We start from the raw sequence: 15652 nt of genomic DNA, 5'->3' as shown, positions 1-15652 counted from the left end.
ACGGGTGGGGGCCGGGGCGCGTCGCGGCCCGGCCCCCACCGATGACAGCCGAGGCGGACGCGATCACGCCCCACCGGGGCGCCGTCGCCCGGCGGCCCGTACCGCCCGGTCCCGGGTGGCCCAGGCCACCACGAACACCGCCGACCAGGCCACCCCGAGCAGCACCGAGGTGGCCGTCCCGCTGGCCGTGCTCCAGCCCAGATAGAGCCGGGCCCCGCCGAGCAGCGCGATGCCGGCCGCGGCCGTCGTCCAGGCGGCCACCGCCACCGGCCAGCGGGCGTCGCGGGAGACCAGCCAGGCGAGCGTGCAGAGGCTCGCGGCGACCACCGCGTTCTGCGTCGGGAACATGACAGCGGCCCGCGCCGACGGAGTGACGTCGGCCACCACCGCCAGGACCACCAGCGGGAGGAACGCCCCGACCGTGCCGAAGACGCTGAGCAGGTCCGCCCGCCAGGGGCGGTGCCGCCAGGCGAGCAGCCCGGCCACCGCCGCCACCAGCACGATCAGGAACGACCCCCGCAGCACCGAGACCGTCGTCAGGGCCGCCTGCACCGCGCCCGGGGTCCGGCGGTCGGCGAACCAGCCGGCGATCACGCCGTCGACCACGGCCAGCCCGCTGAGCCGCACCACCGCCTCCAGCAGCCAGGCCACGGCCAGGCCGGCCGCCGAGAGCAGCAGCAGGCCGGCGCCGAGGTTGAGCAGCAGCGCCCAGCCCGGCCCGAGGTGCATGGCGATGAGGAAGAAGAGGATGCCGTACCGGCCGGTGGCCCAGCGCACGGGCGGCAGCGCGGCGGCCCGGGTCAGCAGCGCCCGCGCCGGGTCGGGATTGCGCCCCAGCCACCGCCCGGCCAGCACGATCGCCACCAGCACCGCCAGCAGCACCAGCACCACCTGGGTGGCCCGGCCGAGCAGCCGGGAGACCGTCTCGTACGACTCGCCGGCCAGGTAGCCCAGCAGCACCGAGCCGCCCACCCAGGTCGTCACCCCGGCCAGGTTCCACGGCGCGAACCGCCGGTACGGCAGGCCGGCCGCGCCGGCCAGCCGGGGCACCAGGGTGCGGGCGAAGGCCACCCAGCGGGCGGCGAACACCCCCCGCCCGCCCAGCCGGCCGAGCATCGCGTCGGCCCGGGCCCACCGCTCGGGCCCGACCCGGGCACCCAGCCCGCCGGCCCGCAGCCGCGGGCCGTAGCGGCGGCCGGACCGGAAGGCGAGTGTGTCTCCGATCACTGCCGCACCTGTCATGACCAACAGCGCGGGAACAAGCCGGAGCGTCCCCGCGTAGGCTAAGAAGCCGACCAGCAACAGGGTCGCCTCGCCCGGCACCAGCAGACCGAAGATCACCGCGGTCTCCCCCGCGACGATCGTCGCGGCGATCACATAGATCAGCAGGGACGGCAGGCCCTGCAGCGAGGTCAGCAGGTCATGCATCCGGTCCCCATGAACACGGGGGCCAGCATGCCAGCCGCCGCAACGGTCGGAACAGCAGTTCCGGCACAGATCCGGGCCAACTGGGGGTGACCCCGACACGTGCCCCGGCAACCGTAGACAGGAGTATGGAGGGTATGCAGCTTCGCACCGACCTCCGCAACGTCGCCATCATCGCCCACGTCGACCACGGCAAGACGACCTTGGTCGACGCCATGTTGCGGCAGGCCGGCGCCTACGGCGCCCGCGGCGAGGACACCGAGCGGGTCATGGACTCGATGGACCTCGAACGGGAAAAGGGCATCACCATCCTCGCCAAGAACACCGGCGTGCGGTACATGCCGGCGGACGGCTCCGACCCGGTCACCATCAACATCATCGACACCCCCGGCCACGCCGACTTCGGCGGCGAGGTGGAGCGGGGCCTCACCATGGTCGACGGGGTGGTGCTGCTGGTCGACGCCAGCGAGGGCCCGCTGCCGCAGACCCGGTTCGTGCTGCGCAAGGCCCTCAAGGCCCGCATGCCGATCATCCTGGTCATCAACAAGGTGGACCGTCCCGACGCCCGGATCAAGGAGGTCGTGGACGACACCTACGAGCTCTTCCTCGATCTGGACGCCGACGAGGAGCAGATCGACTTCCCGATCGTCTACGCCTGCGCCCGCGACGGCATCGCCTCGCTGACCCAGCCGGCCGACGGCTCGGTGCCGTCCGACAGCAGCTCCCTGGAGCCGCTGTTCCGCACCCTGCTGGACACCATCCCGGCGCCCGCGTACGAGGAGGGTGCGCCGCTGCAGGCGCACGTCACCAACCTCGACGCCTCCCCGTTCCTGGGCCGGCTGGCGCTGTGCCGGGTCCGGCAGGGCACCATCAGCAAGGGCCAGTCGGTCTCCTGGTGCCGCACCGACGGCAGCACCCAGCGGGTCCGCATCTCCGAGCTGCTGATGACCGAGGGCCTGGAGCGCAAGCCGGCCGACTCGGCCGGACCGGGCGACATCATCGCGGTCGCCGGCATCCCGGAGATCATGATCGGTGAGACGCTGGCCGACGCGGAGAACCCGACCCCGCTGCCGCTGATCACCGTCGACGAGCCCGCCATCTCGATGACCATCGGCACCAACACCTCGCCGCTGGTCGGCCGGGTCAAGGGCGCCAAGGTCACCGCCCGGATGGTCAAGGACCGGCTCGACAAGGAGCTGATCGGCAACGTCTCGCTGCGGGTGCTGCCGACCGAGCGGCCGGACGCCTGGGAGGTGCAGGGCCGTGGTGAGCTGGCGCTGGCCATCCTGGTGGAGCAGATGCGCCGGGAGAACTACGAGCTGACCGTCGGCAAGCCGCAGGTCGTCACCAAGGAGATCGACGGCAAGGTCTGCGAGCCGGTGGAGCGGCTGACCATCGACGCCCCGGAGGAGTACCTGGGCGCGATCACGCAGCTCCTGGCGACCCGCAAGGGCCGGATGGAGCAGCTGGTCAACCACGGCACCGGGTGGATCCGGATGGAGTGGCTGGTGCCGGCGCGCGGCCTCATCGGCTTCCGCACCGAGTTCCTCACCGACACCCGCGGCACCGGCATCCTGCACCACGTGTTCGAGTCGTACGAGCCGTGGTTCGGCGAGCTGCGGACCCGGCAGAACGGTTCGCTGGTCGCCGACCGGGCGGGCGCGGTCACCTCGTTCGCCATGATCAACCTTCAGGAGCGCGGGCAGCTCTTCGTCGAGCCGACCACCGAGGTGTACGAGGGCATGATCGTCGGGGAGAACTCCCGCTCCGACGACATGGACGTCAACATCACCAAGGAGAAGAAGCTCACCAACATGCGGGCGTCGACCTCCGACGAGACCGAGAAGCTGATCCCGCCGCGCAAGCTCTCCCTGGAGCAGGCGCTGGAGTTCTGCCGCGAGGACGAGTGCGTCGAGGTCACCCCGACCGCGGTCCGCATCCGCAAGGTGGTGCTGGACCAGACGGCGCGCGGCCGGGCCGCCGCCCGTCGCAAGCACGCCGGCTGACCCTTCACCCGACACACCCCCGGAGCCCGGACCGCCCTGCGGTCCGGGCTCCGCCCGTCCCCGCCCCCTCAGCTCCCGCGCACTTTCCGAGAAAGCGTGGCCATGGCGCGCGGGACAGCCACGCTGTCCCGGAAAGTGCCTCGCCGGGTCACGACGGACGTGGTTTGAGCGCGTGCCATGCGAAGAGGTCCGGTACCGGGCCGGAGCCGGACTCGGTGGTCCGGGTCAGGGTGAGGCCGGCGGCGGTGACCGCGTTGAGCAGGTCGGCCAGGGGTACGTGCCAGGCGCCGACCCGGGACCGCACCCCGTGCGTCGACCAGACCCGGAAGCTGCGCTCCCGCTCGGCGTAGCCGCCGTCGACCACGATCCGCGCGGGATCCGACCGGTCGGCGAACGGGCCGATGAAGCACGGGTGGACGCCGACGTGGACGAAGCTCCCGCCGGGTGCCAGCACCCGGGCCGCCTCGGCGACGACCGCCGGATAGTCGGGCACGTCGGTGTGAGCGAGCACACAGGCCACCGCGGGCAGCGCCGCGTCGGCGACCGGCAGCGCGGCAGCGTCGCCCCGGGCCACCGGCAGCCGGGCGCGGGCGTGCCGGAGCTGCCCACCGGAGAGGTCCACGCCGATCGGGTCCCAGCCCAGCCGGCGCAGCTCGGCGGCGTGCGCACCGGTGCCGCAGCAGAGGTCGAGGCAGCGGCCGGGGCCGGGGCCGAGCAGATCGGCGAGCTGCCGGCGGACCCGGGTCATGTAGTCGGCGGCGGTGTCGGAGGCGAACTGCTCGTACCAGTCCGCGTGGGCGTCGTACGCGGCGACCGTCATGTCGGCACGGTAGGCGCTCGTCCCCGCGTCGCGCTGTCCCACGCCGGGCGATGATCGGCTACCGTCTCGGCATGACCTGGGATGATCTCGACGCCCACCTGGACCGGGTGCCCGGCACCGTCTCGGCGTACGTGGGGCGGCTGGGCGCGGCCCCGACCTGGACCCGCCGGCCCGACGCCACCCACTACGCCGCCAGCACGATGAAGGTCGCGGTGCTGCTCGCGCTGCACCGGGCCGCCGAGGCGGGCGAGCTGGACCTCGACGCGCCGATCCCGGTGATCAACGAGTTCGACTCGGCGCAGCCGGGGACGCCCCGGTTCTCCTGCGCCCAGCACTACGACAACGACGACGCGGTGTGGGACCGGGTCGGTGGGACCGCGCCGCTGCGCTGGCTCGCCGACCGGATGATCACCAGATCCAGCAACCTGGCCACCAACATCGTGCTCGGCCGGGTCGGCCTGCCCGCGGTGGCCCACGCCTGGGCACTGGCCGGCGGACGGCACAGCGTCACCGGACGAGGCATCGAGGACTTCGCCGCCCGGGACGCCGGGATCACCAACCTGGTCACGGCCGCCGACCTGGCGGCGCTGCTCGGCGGGCTCGCCACCGGGGCCACCCGTCCGGGACCGCTGGCCTCCCCGGCCGCCTGCGCGACCATGATGGACGTCCTGCTGGCCCAGGAGCACCGCGAGGACCTGGCCTCCGGGCTGCCCGAGGGCATTCGCATCGCGCACAAGAACGGCTGGGTACGCGGGGTCCGGCACGGCGCCGGCGTGGTCCTGCCGGACGACGCCCCGCCGTACGTGATCGTCGTCTGCACCACCACCGACCTGGCCGACGGCGGCGCCACCGGCGAGGAGATCGAGGACGACGCCTGCCGGCTGATCGCGAACATCTCGGCGCGGGTCTGGGCGGCCCGGCACGACCTGGCCGGCTGACCGGGGCACGTCACTCCAGCAGGTTGTCCCGCAGCGCCTCGCGCACCTCGTCCGTGACGCCCAGCCCGTCGCGCAGGTACGCGTCGAACGAGCCGTGCACCCGGCGTACCTCGTCGTAGGCGGCGTCCAGGTACTCCGGGCGTACCTCCAGCACCGGGCGCACCGTCTCCGGGTCCAGCGCCGGCTGCCGCCGCACCAGCGCCGCCAGCAGCACCTCGCGCAGGCTGACGGTCAGCTCGTTGTGGCACAGGTAGTCGGCGCGGATCGCCCCCGGGTCGACGTCCAGCGCGGTGAGCAGCACCACCGCCAGCCAGCCGGTGCGGTCCTTGCCGGCCGAGCAGTGGAACAGCAGCGGCAGGTTCTGCGCGTCGGCCGCCAGCCGCACCGCCGTGCCGAACCCCTCCCGGGCGGACTCCCCGGTGACGAACCAGCGGTAGATCGCCGCCATCGCCGCCGGGGTGCCCTCGCGGGCCAGTTCGTCGTACGTCTCCAGGTCGTGGCCGAGCAGCAGCGCCGAGACGTACGTGAAGACGGGGTGCGCCGGGTCGAGGACCGGCAGGTGCACCACCCGGGGCTCCCCCACCAGCCGGTCCGCCGGGGCGACCGCCATCTCGGAGGCGTCCCGCAGGTCCACCACGCAGGCCGGGGCGAGCTTGCCCAGCACCGGCAGGTCGCCGTCGGTGAGCCGGCCCAGCGCCGGGGTGCGCAGGAGCCGGCCGGCCCGCACCCGGCGCCCGTCGACGGTGGGCAGCCCGCCCAGGTCGCGCGCGTTCGGGGCGCCCACCAGTTCCCAGTCCCGCCTGCCCATTCGGCCTCCCCCTCCGCTGCCCGTCTGCGTATAGGGTGCCGCACATGACGATCGCCGCGGTACGCACCCACCGGCTTTCCGCTCCCCTGCACACGCCGTTCGTCACCGCGCTGCGCCGTACCACCACCGTGGACACCCTGGTGGTCGAGGTGATCGACTCCGACGGGCGGTCCGGCTTCGGCGAGGCCCCCCAGGTCTGGAAGGTGACCGGCGCGTCGGTCGTCGGGGCCGAGGCGTGCGTACGCGACATGCTGGCCCCCGCGGTCGCCGGCCGCGACGCCGACGACGTGGTGGCCCGCTGCGCGGAGGTGCGCACCGCGGTCACCGGCAACGAGTCGGCCAAGGCGGCGCTCGACGTCGCCCTGCACGACCTGGCGGCGCGGCGGCTCGGCGTACCCCTGGCGCGGTTGCTCGGCGGCACGACGCTGCGCGTCCCGACGGACGTGACGCTGGCCGCGGGTGACGCGGTGGAGCTGGCGGCGGCGGCCAAGCAGCGCCGCGGCGAGGGTTTCGACGTGCTCAAGCTCAAGGTCGGCACGGACGCGGCGACGGACCTGGACCGGGTCCGCGCGGTGCGGGCGGCGGTCGGCCCCGGCGTGCGGATCCGGCTGGACGCCAACCAGGGCTGGACCCCGCGCGAGGCGGTCCGGGTGATCCGGGGCATCGTCGACGCGGGGCTCGACGTCGAGCTGGTCGAGCAGCCCGTGTCCCGGTGGGACCTGGACGGGCTCGCCTGGGTCAGCGACCGGGTGGAGGTGCCGATCCTGGCCGACGAGGCGGTCTTCGGCGTCCGCGACCTGGTCGAGGTGATCCGCCGCCGGGCGGCCGACATGGTCAACGTCAAGCTGGCCAAGTGCGGCGGCCTGCACACCGCCCGCACGCTGCTGGAGCTGGCCCGCGCCCACGACATGGGCACCGTCGTCGGTTCCATGATGGAGAGCGCGGTCGGGGTCGGGGCGGCGGCCAGCCTGGTCGCCGCGTACCGCACCACCGCCGTCTCCGACCTGGACGCCGCCTGGTGGCTGGCCTGGTCGCCGGTGCGCGGCGGCATCCGGTACGACGGCGCGACCGTGGTGCTGCCGGACGCGCCCGGGTTGGGCATCTCCTCGGTCACTGAAGCAAAAGTGCAGGCTCGCGGTTGATGATCGTCGGTTTCTTTCATAGGGTCGGATAGGCGCCCGCCCGAACCGGAGGTCGACGTGAAGCTGCAACCGGGCCGCGAGGCCGTCGTCGGGGTCGCCGTCGCGACGCTCTGGGCCACCCCCGAGGCGGTACGCCCCGTCGACCGCCCCGCCCTCGCCCCGCGTACCGACATCCCGGCCTGGGTCGCCGGGATGGACACCGACCAGCGGGTCGGCGAGTGCGTGCTGAGCCAGCTGCTGCTCGGCGAGCGGGTGCTCGTCACCGAACTGCGCCCGGACGGCTGGGCCCGCGTGGTCGCCGTCGAGCAGCCCGCGGCGGAACTCGACCCGCGCGGCTACCCCGGCTGGCTGCCCACCGCCCAGCTGACCCCCGACGACCCGGTCACCCCCGCCGGGGACCCGCTGGTGGTCGACGCCGCGATCAGCGCACTGCACACCGCGCCGGGCGGCCCGGTGGCCCTGCCCGGCGTCGTCCTCGGCACCCGCCTCCTGCCGGCCGGCGACCCCGTCCAGGGGTGGCGCCCGGTCCACGTCCCCGGCCGGCCGGACCCGGCCTGGATCGCCGAGGCGGACGTGGTGCCGCTCCCCGCCGGGCGGCCGGAGCCCGGCGAGGTGCTCGCCGTCGCCGAGCGCCTGCGCGACGTGGTCTACATCTGGGGCGGGGTCTCCAGCCACGGCATCGACTGCTCCGGCCTGGTGCACCTGGCCTGGCGCCGCTTCGGGGTGACGCTGCCCCGCGACGCCGACGACCAGGCCGAGGCCACCGCGCCGGTGCCGCTCGGCGAGGAGCACCCGGGCGACCTGTACTTCTTCGCCCGCCCCGGGCGACCGATCCACCACGTCGGCATCGTCACCGCCGAGGCCGGCCGCGACCGCCGGATGCTGCACGCCTGCTACCGGCAACGCCGGGTGCTGGAGGAGCAGCTGCCCGCCGATCGGGCCGCCACCCTGGTCGCCGTCCGCCGGGTCTGAGCCGTACGCACGAGAGAGGGGCACCCCGTCGGCCGGGGTGCCCCTCTCTCGTGCGTACGCGGGTCGGTCAGTGCCGGGCCTCGGCCAGCTCGCGGCGGCGGTCCCGGGACGACTTGATCAGGCTGGCGGCGGTGGCCACGGCGAGGGTGCCGAGGATGACCGACAGGGAGAGCCAGATCGGGATGTGCGGGGCCCACCCGACGTGCTCGCCGCCGTTGATGAACGGCAGCTTGTTGTCGGCCAGGGCCTCCAGCACCAGCTTCACGCCGATGAAGCCGAGCACCACCGCCAGGCCGTAGCTGAGGTAGATCAGCCGGTCCAGCAGGCCACCGAGGAGGAAGTAGAGCTGCCGCAGCCCCATCAGCGCGAAGACGTTGGCGGTGAAGACGAGGTACGGCTCCTGGGTGATGCCGAAGATCGCCGGGATCGAGTCCAGCGCGAAGATCAGGTCGGTGGTGCCGATCGCGATCATCACGATCAGCATCGGGGTGAAGAGCCGCTTGCCGGCCTGGTGCGTGGTCAGCTTCGCGCCGTCGTAGTCCTTGGAGATCGGCAGTGCCTTGCGGCTCCACCGGATCAGCACGTTCTCGCTGAACTCGTCCTCGTCCGGCTCACCCTGCCGGGCGAGGTTCACCGCGGTGTAGATCAGGAACGCGCCGAAGATGTAGAAGACCCAGGAGAACTGGGAGATCAGCGCCGCGCCGGCGGCGATGAACCCGCCGCGCATGACCAGGGCCAGCACGATGCCGACGAGCAGCACCTTCTGCTGGTACTGCCGGGGCACGCCGAACCGGGCCATGATGATCACGAAGACGAAGAGGTTGTCCACCGAGAGGCTGTACTCGGTGAGCCAGCCGGTGTAGAACTGGCCGGCCGCGCTCGCCCCGGAGGTGAACCAGAGCCCGGCACCGAAGATCAGGGCCAGGGCCACGTAGAAGCCGACCCAGAGGCTCGACTCCCGGACACTGGGTTCGTGCGGTCGCCGACCGACGATGAGAAGGTCGACGAGCAGGACCGCCGTCATCACGACGAGGGTCCCGGCCCACACCACTCCGGACACGTTCAATGCATTCCTCCGGCAGACACGCGACGTCGGGCACACCGTAACGCCGACTGGCGGCGAGACGGGCGGCGACGCGGACTCTGGTGACTGTCGGAGGTCTCTTCCGCCAGCGACCCGCAGGCGGGGCGATGACCGACGGCGCCGGGTCGGGCCGCCAGGTTCGGCGGTCGACCGTGCTGACGACTCCGTCGCGGGGGAATACTCCCCTCCTCGGGGGCCATTGTTCCCCATCACGGCCGAGAACCGCATCTCCAGGTACCGCGATTGCCGACAGCATCACGTTCCGACGCGGTACGGGTCACCTCCGCTACGGCTTCCTAGGAGGCTAGGTGTCGTGCCGTCCGCGCCCGCCGCGGCGGCGGACGTGCTGCTCAGGCGGGTGTCACCAGGGGATCCGCGAGGGACCAGCCGGCCGCCAGCAGCGCGTCGCAGGCCGCCACCGCTCGGGCCAGCCGCTCCGGATGCGGGCCGGTGAGCTCGATCACCGGCACCCCGCAGCCGGCCAGCTCGGCCCGGAACCGCTCGGTCATCCAGGCCCGCAGGTGCGCGCCGTCGCGCAGCCCGTCGTCGGTGAACGGCACCCCGACGTGGTCGGTGAGCAGATAGAGCGCCGGCCGGCGGGCCGCCGCCCGGACCGCCTCCGACGCCGAGCCCAGATAGCGCTCCTCCCAGACCGCGGTCGCCCGGGCGTCGGTGTCGCAGATCAGCAGCGGGCCGCCGGCGCGCGCCGCGGCGTCCTCCGCCGCCTGCTGGGCGCGGACCACCTCGACGAAGTCGTCGGCGTCCCAGGTGACGTCGAAGACCGTCGCCGCCGGCCGATGCGCCCGCAGCCGGGCCAGCTTGCGGGCGGTCAACTCCCGGCCGTACTCCGGCACCCAGGCCGTGCCGTAGTGCGCGGCGAGGGCGGCGGCCATCGTGGTGGTGCCGGTCGACTCCGCCCCGACGACCACCACCCGCCGGACGAACCAGGCCCGCACCGGCGGGCTCAGTGCCGCCCAGTACCGCACCGGGTCCGCCCGCACCGCCGTGCCGGAGACCGGCACGACCCGCCGATCCGGGTCCACGCAGACCGCCGTGGCGTCGAACCGCCGGGCCAGTTCCCCGCCGTACGCCTCCGAGGAGAACACCGCGTCCACCGGGCGCCCGCCCAGCGCCGACCGGAAGACCGCGCAGTGCGCGTCCCAGGCCGCCGGGTCGGCGTAGTCCACCGGGTGGTCGTCGTAGCGGCCGACGAACCGGACCCAGGGGGTGTGCGCGTGCGCCTCGCGCAGCCAGTCCAGCCGCAGCGCGAGCGGGACGGACTCCCGGCGCGACGGGGCGACCACCACGGTGACCGCCGCGCAGCGGGCGGCGGCGGCCTCGATCAGCGCGTGGTGCCCGGCGTGCGGCGGATAGAACTTGCCGACCACCATGCCGTGCCGGAACTCCGGCCGCGCCGCTCCGGCGGGCCGGGCGCTCACGCCGTCACCGGGGCCGGACCCGGCGGCACCACGCTCGGGGTGCCGGCCCGGTGCAGATCGGCCCGCCAGGCCCGCAGACCGAGCACGCAGAGCGCCAGGAAGATCAGGTACAGCGCGCCGGTGAGCCAGAGGCCCTTGTACGCGTAGAGCGGGATGTAGATCAGGTCGGCCACGATCCACAGCCACCAGCTCTCCACCAGCTTGCGGGTCTGCCCGTAGGTGGCCAGCAGCGACAGCGCGGTGGTGAGCGCGTCGGCCAGCGGCACCGTCGAGTCGGTGGCCCGGTCCAGCAGTGCCCAGAGCCCGCCGGTGAGCAGGACACCGGCCACCGCCAGCCCGGCCCACTCCGGCCGGCTCGTCCGGCTGACCGTGAGCCGGCTGCGCCGCTCGCCGCCGACCAGCCAGTGGTACCAGCCGTAGAGGCCGAGCAGCACGTAGACCACCTGGAGGCCGGCGTCGGCGTACAGGCCGGCGGTCCAGAAGAGCACCATCAGCAGCAGCACGTTGGCGATGCCGACCGGCCAGTTCACGATGTGCTGCCGGGCGACCAGCCAGACGTTGAGTACCCCGGTGGCGAAGCCGAGCAGCTCCGCCCAGGTCGTGCCGACGCCTGCGACGGTGAACGCGACCGTGGTCAACCAGTCCAGCATGATCCGCCTCTCCCTGGCCCGAGCGATCACCCTAGGGCCGTACCGGCCGGCGGACCAGACCCACCTGTCCGGTTCCACCGCCGGCCGTGCGAGGCTTCGGTCATGGTGCTTGAGGTCGCGCTCATCGACGTACTGCCCGGACACGAGGACGAGTTCACCGCCGCCTACGCGCAGGCGCGCGGTCTGCTCACGGCCGCCGAGGGCTGCCGGTCGGTCCGGATGACCCGTGGTGTCGAGACCCCCACCCGGTTCGTGCTGCTGGTCGAGTGGGACTCGGTCGAGGCGCACGAGGAGAACTTCCGGGCCACCGAGTCGTTCGGGAAGTGGCGCGCGCTGATCGGCCCGCACTTCGCCGGCCCGCCCCGGGTGGAGCACTTCGTCGACGTCGCGGTCTGACCGGCGGATCCACGCCCGTCATTGTCGTACCCGCCGGTTACCGTGCGGCGCACGCGCGGCACACCGGCCCCGACGCGTTCGGGGGTGCCGGGTCCGGTGGCCGCGCGGCGACAATCTGCTGGCGCCGACCGGCACTTTCCCGGCGGGCGCTGGGGCACCCCCGCCGATGCCGCCCGGCTGGTCCGCTTCCTCTGCTCGGCGGAGGCGGACTGGATCACCGGTCAGGTGATCGACTCCGAGGGCGGCTTCCAGCGGTACCGGTGAGGACCCCTCACCCGGCGTGCCCCGCCGGTTTCCCCTCGACGCTGCCCGGCCATGCGCCGTTCGCGGCCTCGGCGGCCCGGTGGCGCAACAGCGCCGCGGTCTCCTCCGCGCTCAGCGCCACCTCCGACAGCCAGCCGGTCATCCGCTCGTAGCGGGCGACGTCGGCGTCGGTCACCAGCCGCACGTCGCTGGTCAGCGTCTCCACCATCACGGTGCGCGGGTCGGCCGGGTCCGGGAAGGAGTAGCAGGAGTAGGCGGTCAGCGCGTGCACCGCGCCGGGCGGGGCGGCCGTGCGGGGCACCACCCGGATCGTCACGTTCGGCAGGTCGGCCACGTCGAGCAGGTGCGCCAGCTGTTCCTGCCAGACCTCGACCGGGATGCCGGCCGGATCGCAGACCCGCTCGTCGAGCAGACCCGTGTAGCGCGGCGGATCGGGGCGGCGCAGCACCTCCTGGCGGACCAGCCGGGCCCGCACGTCGGCCTCCACGTCGACGTCCGGGTGCAGCAGCCGGCCCGCGAGCACCCGCAGCCGGGCGTACCCCGGCGCCTGGAGCAGGCCGGGCACCACGGCCGGCTGGTACTCCACGACGGTCGCCGCCCCCGCCTCCAGCTCGGCGTAGGTGCGCTGCCGCTCGTGCATCTCGCCGAGCGCCTTCCACCAGCCCCGGCTGGTCGCGGCGTCGCGGGCGATGACGATCAGCGCCTCCCGCTGCGGCGACGGCACCTGGTAGACGTCCAGCAGGTCGAGCACGTCGGCGAGGTCCGGCCGGCTCTGCCCCAGCTCGATGCGGGACAGCTTCGAGGTGGAGGCCCAGCCCAGCAGCCCACACACCTGTTCCAGGGTGAGCGCCTCCCGTCTGCGCAGTTGGCGCAACTCGGCGCCGAGTCGCGCACGTCGAATGACAGGACTCGATGACAACGGCATCCCGGCCTCCCCACGACGGAGGGTACGCAGGACCGTCACCCAGTGCAATACCTCGCTTGCGCACCGCAACCGCCCGGCAGTCGCCGGAGCCGTGGTAGCCGAGGTACCGGTCGACGAACGGGCGCAGGCGGGGATCGGACAGGCCGACGCCGCCTCGATCCCGCCCGTCCCCCGCTGCCCTACTTCACGCCCGCGGCGTCCATCCCGCGCAGTTCCTTCTTGAGGTCGGCGACCTCGTCGCGGATCCGGGCGGCCAGCTCGAACTGCAGCTCCCGGGCGGCGGCCAGCATCTGATCGTTGAGTTCCTGGATGAGCTGCGCCAGGTCGGCGCGGGCCATCCCCTCCCGGGACGGGCCGGCCGTGCCGGCCCGGCTGCGGCTGCGGGTCTCCTTGACGGGGGCCTTGCCCCGGGAGAGCTGGCGCACCGCCCCGCCGACCCGGCTGTTCTCGGTGTCCTCCGCCTCGCGGTAGATGTCGTCGAGGATGTCGTGGATCTTCTTGCGCAGCGGCTCCGGGCTGATGCCGTGCGCCTCGTTGTGCGCGATCTGCTTGGCCCGCCGCCGGTCGGTCTCGTCGATCGCGTCCGCCATCGACGGAGTGATCTTGTCGGCGTACATGTGGACCTGGCCGGAGACGTTCCGGGCGGCCCGGCCGATGGTCTGGATCAGCGACCGGCCGCTGCGCAGGAAGCCCTCCTTGTCGGCGTCGAGGATCGCGACCAGCGAGACCTCGGGCAGGTCGAGGCCCTCCCGGAGCAGGTTGATGCCGACCAGCACGTCGTAGTCGCCCTTGCGCAGCTCGCGCAGCAGCTCGACCCGGCGCAGCGTGTCGACCTCGGAGTGCAGGTAGCGCACCCGGATGCCGTTCTCCAGCAGGTAGTCGGAGAGGTCCTCGGCCATCTTCTTGGTCAGCGTGGTGACCAGCACCCGCTCGTCGCGCTCGGTGCGCAGCTTGATCTCGTGCATCAGGTCGTCGATCTGGCCCTTGGTGGGCTTGATCACGACCTCCGGGTCGATCAGGCCGGTGGGGCGGATCACCTGCTCGACGAACTCGCCCTGGGCCTGCTCCAGCTCCCACGGACCCGGGGTGGCGGAGAGGAAGACCATCTGGCCGACCCGCTCCAGGAACTCGTCGAAGCGCAGCGGCCGGTTGTCGGCGGCGCTGGGCAGCCGGAAGCCGTGGTCGATCAGCATCCGCTTGCGGGAGGCGTCGCCCTCGTACATGCCGCCGATCTGCGGGATGGTCACGTGCGACTCGTCGACGACGGTGAGGAAGTCGTCGGGAAAGTAGTCGAGCAGGCAGTGCGGCGGGCTGCCGGGCAGCCGGCCGTCCATGTGCATCGAGTAGTTCTCGATGCCGGAGCAGAAGCCGACCTGCCGCATCATCTCGATGTCGTAGGTGGTGCGCATCCGCAGCCGCTGGGCCTCCAGCAGCTTGCCCTGCCGCTCCAGCTCGGCCAGCCGCTCGCCCAGCTCGGTCTCGATGTCGCGGATCGCCCGCTCCATCCGCTCCGGCCCGGCCGCGTAGTGGGTGGCCGGAAAGATGACCAGCTGGTCGACCTCGCGGACCACGTCGCCGGTGAGCGGGTTGAGGTAGTAGAGCTTCTCCACCTCGTCACCGAAGAGCTCCACCCGGACCGCCAGCTCCTCGTACGCCGGGATGATCTCCAGGGTGTCGCCCCGGACCCGGAAGGTGCCCCGCTGGAAGGCCATGTCGTTGCGGGTGTACTGGATGTCGACCAGGCGGCGCAGCAGCTGGTCGCGGTCGAGCTCCTGCCCGACGGCGACCCGGACCGCACGGTCCAGGTATTCCTCCGGGGTGCCCAGGCCGTAGATGGCGGAGACCGTCGCGACCACGATCACGTCGCGGCGGGTGAGCAGGGACATGGTGGCCGAGTGGCGCAGCCGCTCGACCTCCTCGTTGATCGAGGAGTCCTTCTCGATGTAGGTGTCGGTCTGCGGGATGTACGCCTCGGGCTGGTAGTAGTCGTAGTAGGAGACGAAGTACTCCACCGCGTTGTGCGGGAGCAGCTCGCTGAACTCCTTGGCCAGCTGGGCGCAGAGCGTCTTGTTGGGGGCGAGCACCAGCGTGGGGCGTTGCAGCCGCTCGATGAGCCACGCCGTGGTGGCGCTCTTGCCGGTGCCGGTCGCGCCGAGCAGCACGGTGTTGCGGTCGCCGCGCCGGACCCGGCGCTCAAGCTCGTCGATGGCCGCCGGCTGGTCGCCGGCCGGCTGAAACTCGCTGACGACCTGGAAGCGGCCGTCGAGCCGGGGAATGTCGAGCGCCATGACATCAACGGTACGCCGGAGGTCCGACACTCTGCCGCGACTACCGTGGGTCCGTGATCGGCTTCGATATTCCCATTGTGGCCCACATCCCACCGCGCTAGCCTGAACTCCGTAGGCCGCTCGCGGCGGCCGACCGGGCCGGTGGCCGGGCCCTCACGGGCTCCCACCCCCGGCACAGGAGGTCGCAGCACCCGGACATCACCGGCGTGCGCACCCGACGTGGTCGCGCTCACGGCGCAGACCGGCCGCCGCGAGCGCCCCTGCTCCTTCCCCGTCGCGCTCGTCACCCGCGCCGCCGCCGGGCGTTCAACCACTCGTGGAGATCTCCCCCGACCGGCCGACCCCACCCGTCCCGACGGGCCCGCCCTCCGGCCGGCCCGTCGCCGGGCAGCCGGCCACTCACCCGTGGACCCGTATTCCCGTGTCCGCCGGCATCAGCGGCGGGCCGGGCGGCGCCGACCACGGCGCCGGGGGTCGCCCCCCCCCCGCCCCCCC

General features: G+C 73.2%; 14 protein-coding genes. 6 read left to right on the top strand and 8 right to left on the bottom strand.

Translation table 11 applies throughout. The annotated features are described in order from the left end of the window. Window positions 1-63: 63 nt before the first annotated feature. Complete coding sequence (locus ACSNN7_RS20125) at window positions 64-1428, bottom strand: DedA family protein (RefSeq protein WP_436682422.1); 1365 nt, start codon at window positions 1426-1428, stop codon at window positions 64-66. A gap of 134 nt (window positions 1429-1562) precedes the next feature. On the opposite strand from ACSNN7_RS20125, the gene typA reads away from it, so the two are divergent. Then, the gene (gene typA, locus ACSNN7_RS20120) at window positions 1563-3431 is read left to right on the top strand and encodes a translational GTPase TypA (protein WP_436682419.1); all 1869 of its coding nucleotides are present in this window, start codon (window positions 1563-1565) and stop codon (window positions 3429-3431) included. Window positions 3432-3579: 148 nt separating this feature from the next. Here the strand turns inward: typA and ACSNN7_RS20115 are convergent, their stop codons facing one another. Further along, window positions 3580-4251, bottom strand: a complete 672-nt coding sequence (locus ACSNN7_RS20115) for a class I SAM-dependent methyltransferase (protein WP_436682418.1) — start codon at window positions 4249-4251, stop codon at window positions 3580-3582. 71 nt (window positions 4252-4322) lie between these two features. On the opposite strand from ACSNN7_RS20115, the gene ACSNN7_RS20110 reads away from it, so the two are divergent. After that, window positions 4323-5189, top strand: a complete 867-nt coding sequence (locus tag ACSNN7_RS20110; RefSeq protein WP_436682417.1) for a serine hydrolase — start codon at window positions 4323-4325, stop codon at window positions 5187-5189. A 10-nt stretch (window positions 5190-5199) separates the two neighbouring features. Here the strand turns inward: ACSNN7_RS20110 and ACSNN7_RS20105 are convergent, their stop codons facing one another. Then, window positions 5200-5997, bottom strand: a complete 798-nt coding sequence (locus ACSNN7_RS20105) for a tyrosine-protein phosphatase (protein ID WP_436682416.1) — start codon at window positions 5995-5997, stop codon at window positions 5200-5202. A gap of 44 nt (window positions 5998-6041) precedes the next feature. Between ACSNN7_RS20105 and ACSNN7_RS20100 the strand changes: the two genes are divergently transcribed. Beyond that, a complete protein-coding gene (locus tag ACSNN7_RS20100; protein ID WP_436682415.1) occupies window positions 6042-7139 on the top strand; it encodes a mandelate racemase/muconate lactonizing enzyme family protein in 1098 nt (365 codons plus the stop codon). 57 nt (window positions 7140-7196) lie between these two features. After that, the gene (locus tag ACSNN7_RS20095; protein WP_436682413.1) at window positions 7197-8111 is read left to right on the top strand and encodes an NlpC/P60 family protein; all 915 of its coding nucleotides are present in this window, start codon (window positions 7197-7199) and stop codon (window positions 8109-8111) included. Window positions 8112-8178: 67 nt separating this feature from the next. Here the strand turns inward: ACSNN7_RS20095 and ACSNN7_RS20090 are convergent, their stop codons facing one another. The 3 genes from ACSNN7_RS20090 to pnuC all read right to left on the bottom strand — a co-directional run bounded on the left by ACSNN7_RS20090 (window position 8179) and on the right by pnuC (window position 11284). After that, on the bottom strand, window positions 8179-9177 hold the full coding sequence (locus tag ACSNN7_RS20090) for a TerC family protein (protein WP_436682412.1): 999 nt from the start codon (window positions 9175-9177) through the stop codon (window positions 8179-8181). 368 nt (window positions 9178-9545) lie between these two features. Next, the gene (locus ACSNN7_RS20085; protein ID WP_436682411.1) at window positions 9546-10634 is read right to left on the bottom strand and encodes an AAA family ATPase; all 1089 of its coding nucleotides are present in this window, start codon (window positions 10632-10634) and stop codon (window positions 9546-9548) included. Next, a complete protein-coding gene (pnuC, locus tag ACSNN7_RS20080; protein WP_436682410.1) occupies window positions 10631-11284 on the bottom strand; it encodes a nicotinamide riboside transporter PnuC in 654 nt (217 codons plus the stop codon). Before pnuC ends, ACSNN7_RS20085 begins: the two co-directional genes overlap by 4 nt. 102 nt (window positions 11285-11386) lie before the next feature. Here pnuC and ACSNN7_RS20075 point away from each other — a divergent pair, with 102 nt between their 5' ends. Both ACSNN7_RS20075 and ACSNN7_RS20070 read left to right on the top strand, forming a co-directional pair. Beyond that, window positions 11387-11680: an antibiotic biosynthesis monooxygenase family protein gene (locus tag ACSNN7_RS20075; RefSeq protein ID WP_436682409.1), complete on the top strand. Its 294-nt coding sequence runs from the start codon at window positions 11387-11389 to the stop codon at window positions 11678-11680. 96 nt (window positions 11681-11776) lie between these two features. Next, the gene (locus ACSNN7_RS20070; RefSeq protein WP_436682408.1) at window positions 11777-11944 is read left to right on the top strand and encodes an SDR family oxidoreductase; all 168 of its coding nucleotides are present in this window, start codon (window positions 11777-11779) and stop codon (window positions 11942-11944) included. A gap of 7 nt (window positions 11945-11951) precedes the next feature. On the opposite strand, the gene ACSNN7_RS20065 is transcribed toward ACSNN7_RS20070, so the two are convergent. Further along, complete coding sequence (locus ACSNN7_RS20065; RefSeq protein ID WP_436682407.1) at window positions 11952-12869, bottom strand: helix-turn-helix domain-containing protein; 918 nt, start codon at window positions 12867-12869, stop codon at window positions 11952-11954. Between the two features lie 179 nt (window positions 12870-13048). Next, entirely contained in the window at window positions 13049-15157 is a 2109-nt protein-coding gene (gene uvrB / locus ACSNN7_RS20060; protein ID WP_436682406.1) for an excinuclease ABC subunit UvrB, read from the bottom strand. Between the last annotated feature and the right edge of the window lie 495 nt (window positions 15158-15652).

It is taken from the genome of Micromonospora sp. URMC 105, from assembly GCF_051386295.1.
Classification (GTDB): domain Bacteria; phylum Actinomycetota; class Actinomycetes; order Mycobacteriales; family Micromonosporaceae; genus Micromonospora.
Note: the sequence above shows the minus strand (reverse complement) of the source record. Positions and strands in the feature narration are given on the sequence as shown.

Excerpts from the sequence above, each read along its gene's own strand:
- ACSNN7_RS20110 (WP_436682417.1), top strand. The coding sequence starts at position 4,323 with ATGACCTGGGATGATCTCGACGCCCACCTGGACCGGGTGCCCGGCACC.
- uvrB (WP_436682406.1), bottom strand. The coding sequence starts at position 15,157 with ATGGCGCTCGACATTCCCCGGCTCGACGGCCGCTTCCAGGTCGTCAGC.
- ACSNN7_RS20100 (WP_436682415.1), top strand. The coding sequence starts at position 6,042 with ATGACGATCGCCGCGGTACGCACCCACCGGCTTTCCGCTCCCCTGCAC.
- ACSNN7_RS20105 (WP_436682416.1), bottom strand. The coding sequence starts at position 5,997 with ATGGGCAGGCGGGACTGGGAACTGGTGGGCGCCCCGAACGCGCGCGAC.
- ACSNN7_RS20115 (WP_436682418.1), bottom strand. The coding sequence starts at position 4,251 with ATGACGGTCGCCGCGTACGACGCCCACGCGGACTGGTACGAGCAGTTC.
- ACSNN7_RS20075 (WP_436682409.1), top strand. The coding sequence starts at position 11,387 with ATGGTGCTTGAGGTCGCGCTCATCGACGTACTGCCCGGACACGAGGAC.
- typA (WP_436682419.1), top strand. The coding sequence starts at position 1,563 with ATGCAGCTTCGCACCGACCTCCGCAACGTCGCCATCATCGCCCACGTC.
- pnuC (WP_436682410.1), bottom strand. The coding sequence starts at position 11,284 with ATGCTGGACTGGTTGACCACGGTCGCGTTCACCGTCGCAGGCGTCGGC.
- ACSNN7_RS20125 (WP_436682422.1), bottom strand. The coding sequence starts at position 1,428 with ATGCATGACCTGCTGACCTCGCTGCAGGGCCTGCCGTCCCTGCTGATC.
- ACSNN7_RS20065 (WP_436682407.1), bottom strand. The coding sequence starts at position 12,869 with ATGCCGTTGTCATCGAGTCCTGTCATTCGACGTGCGCGACTCGGCGCC.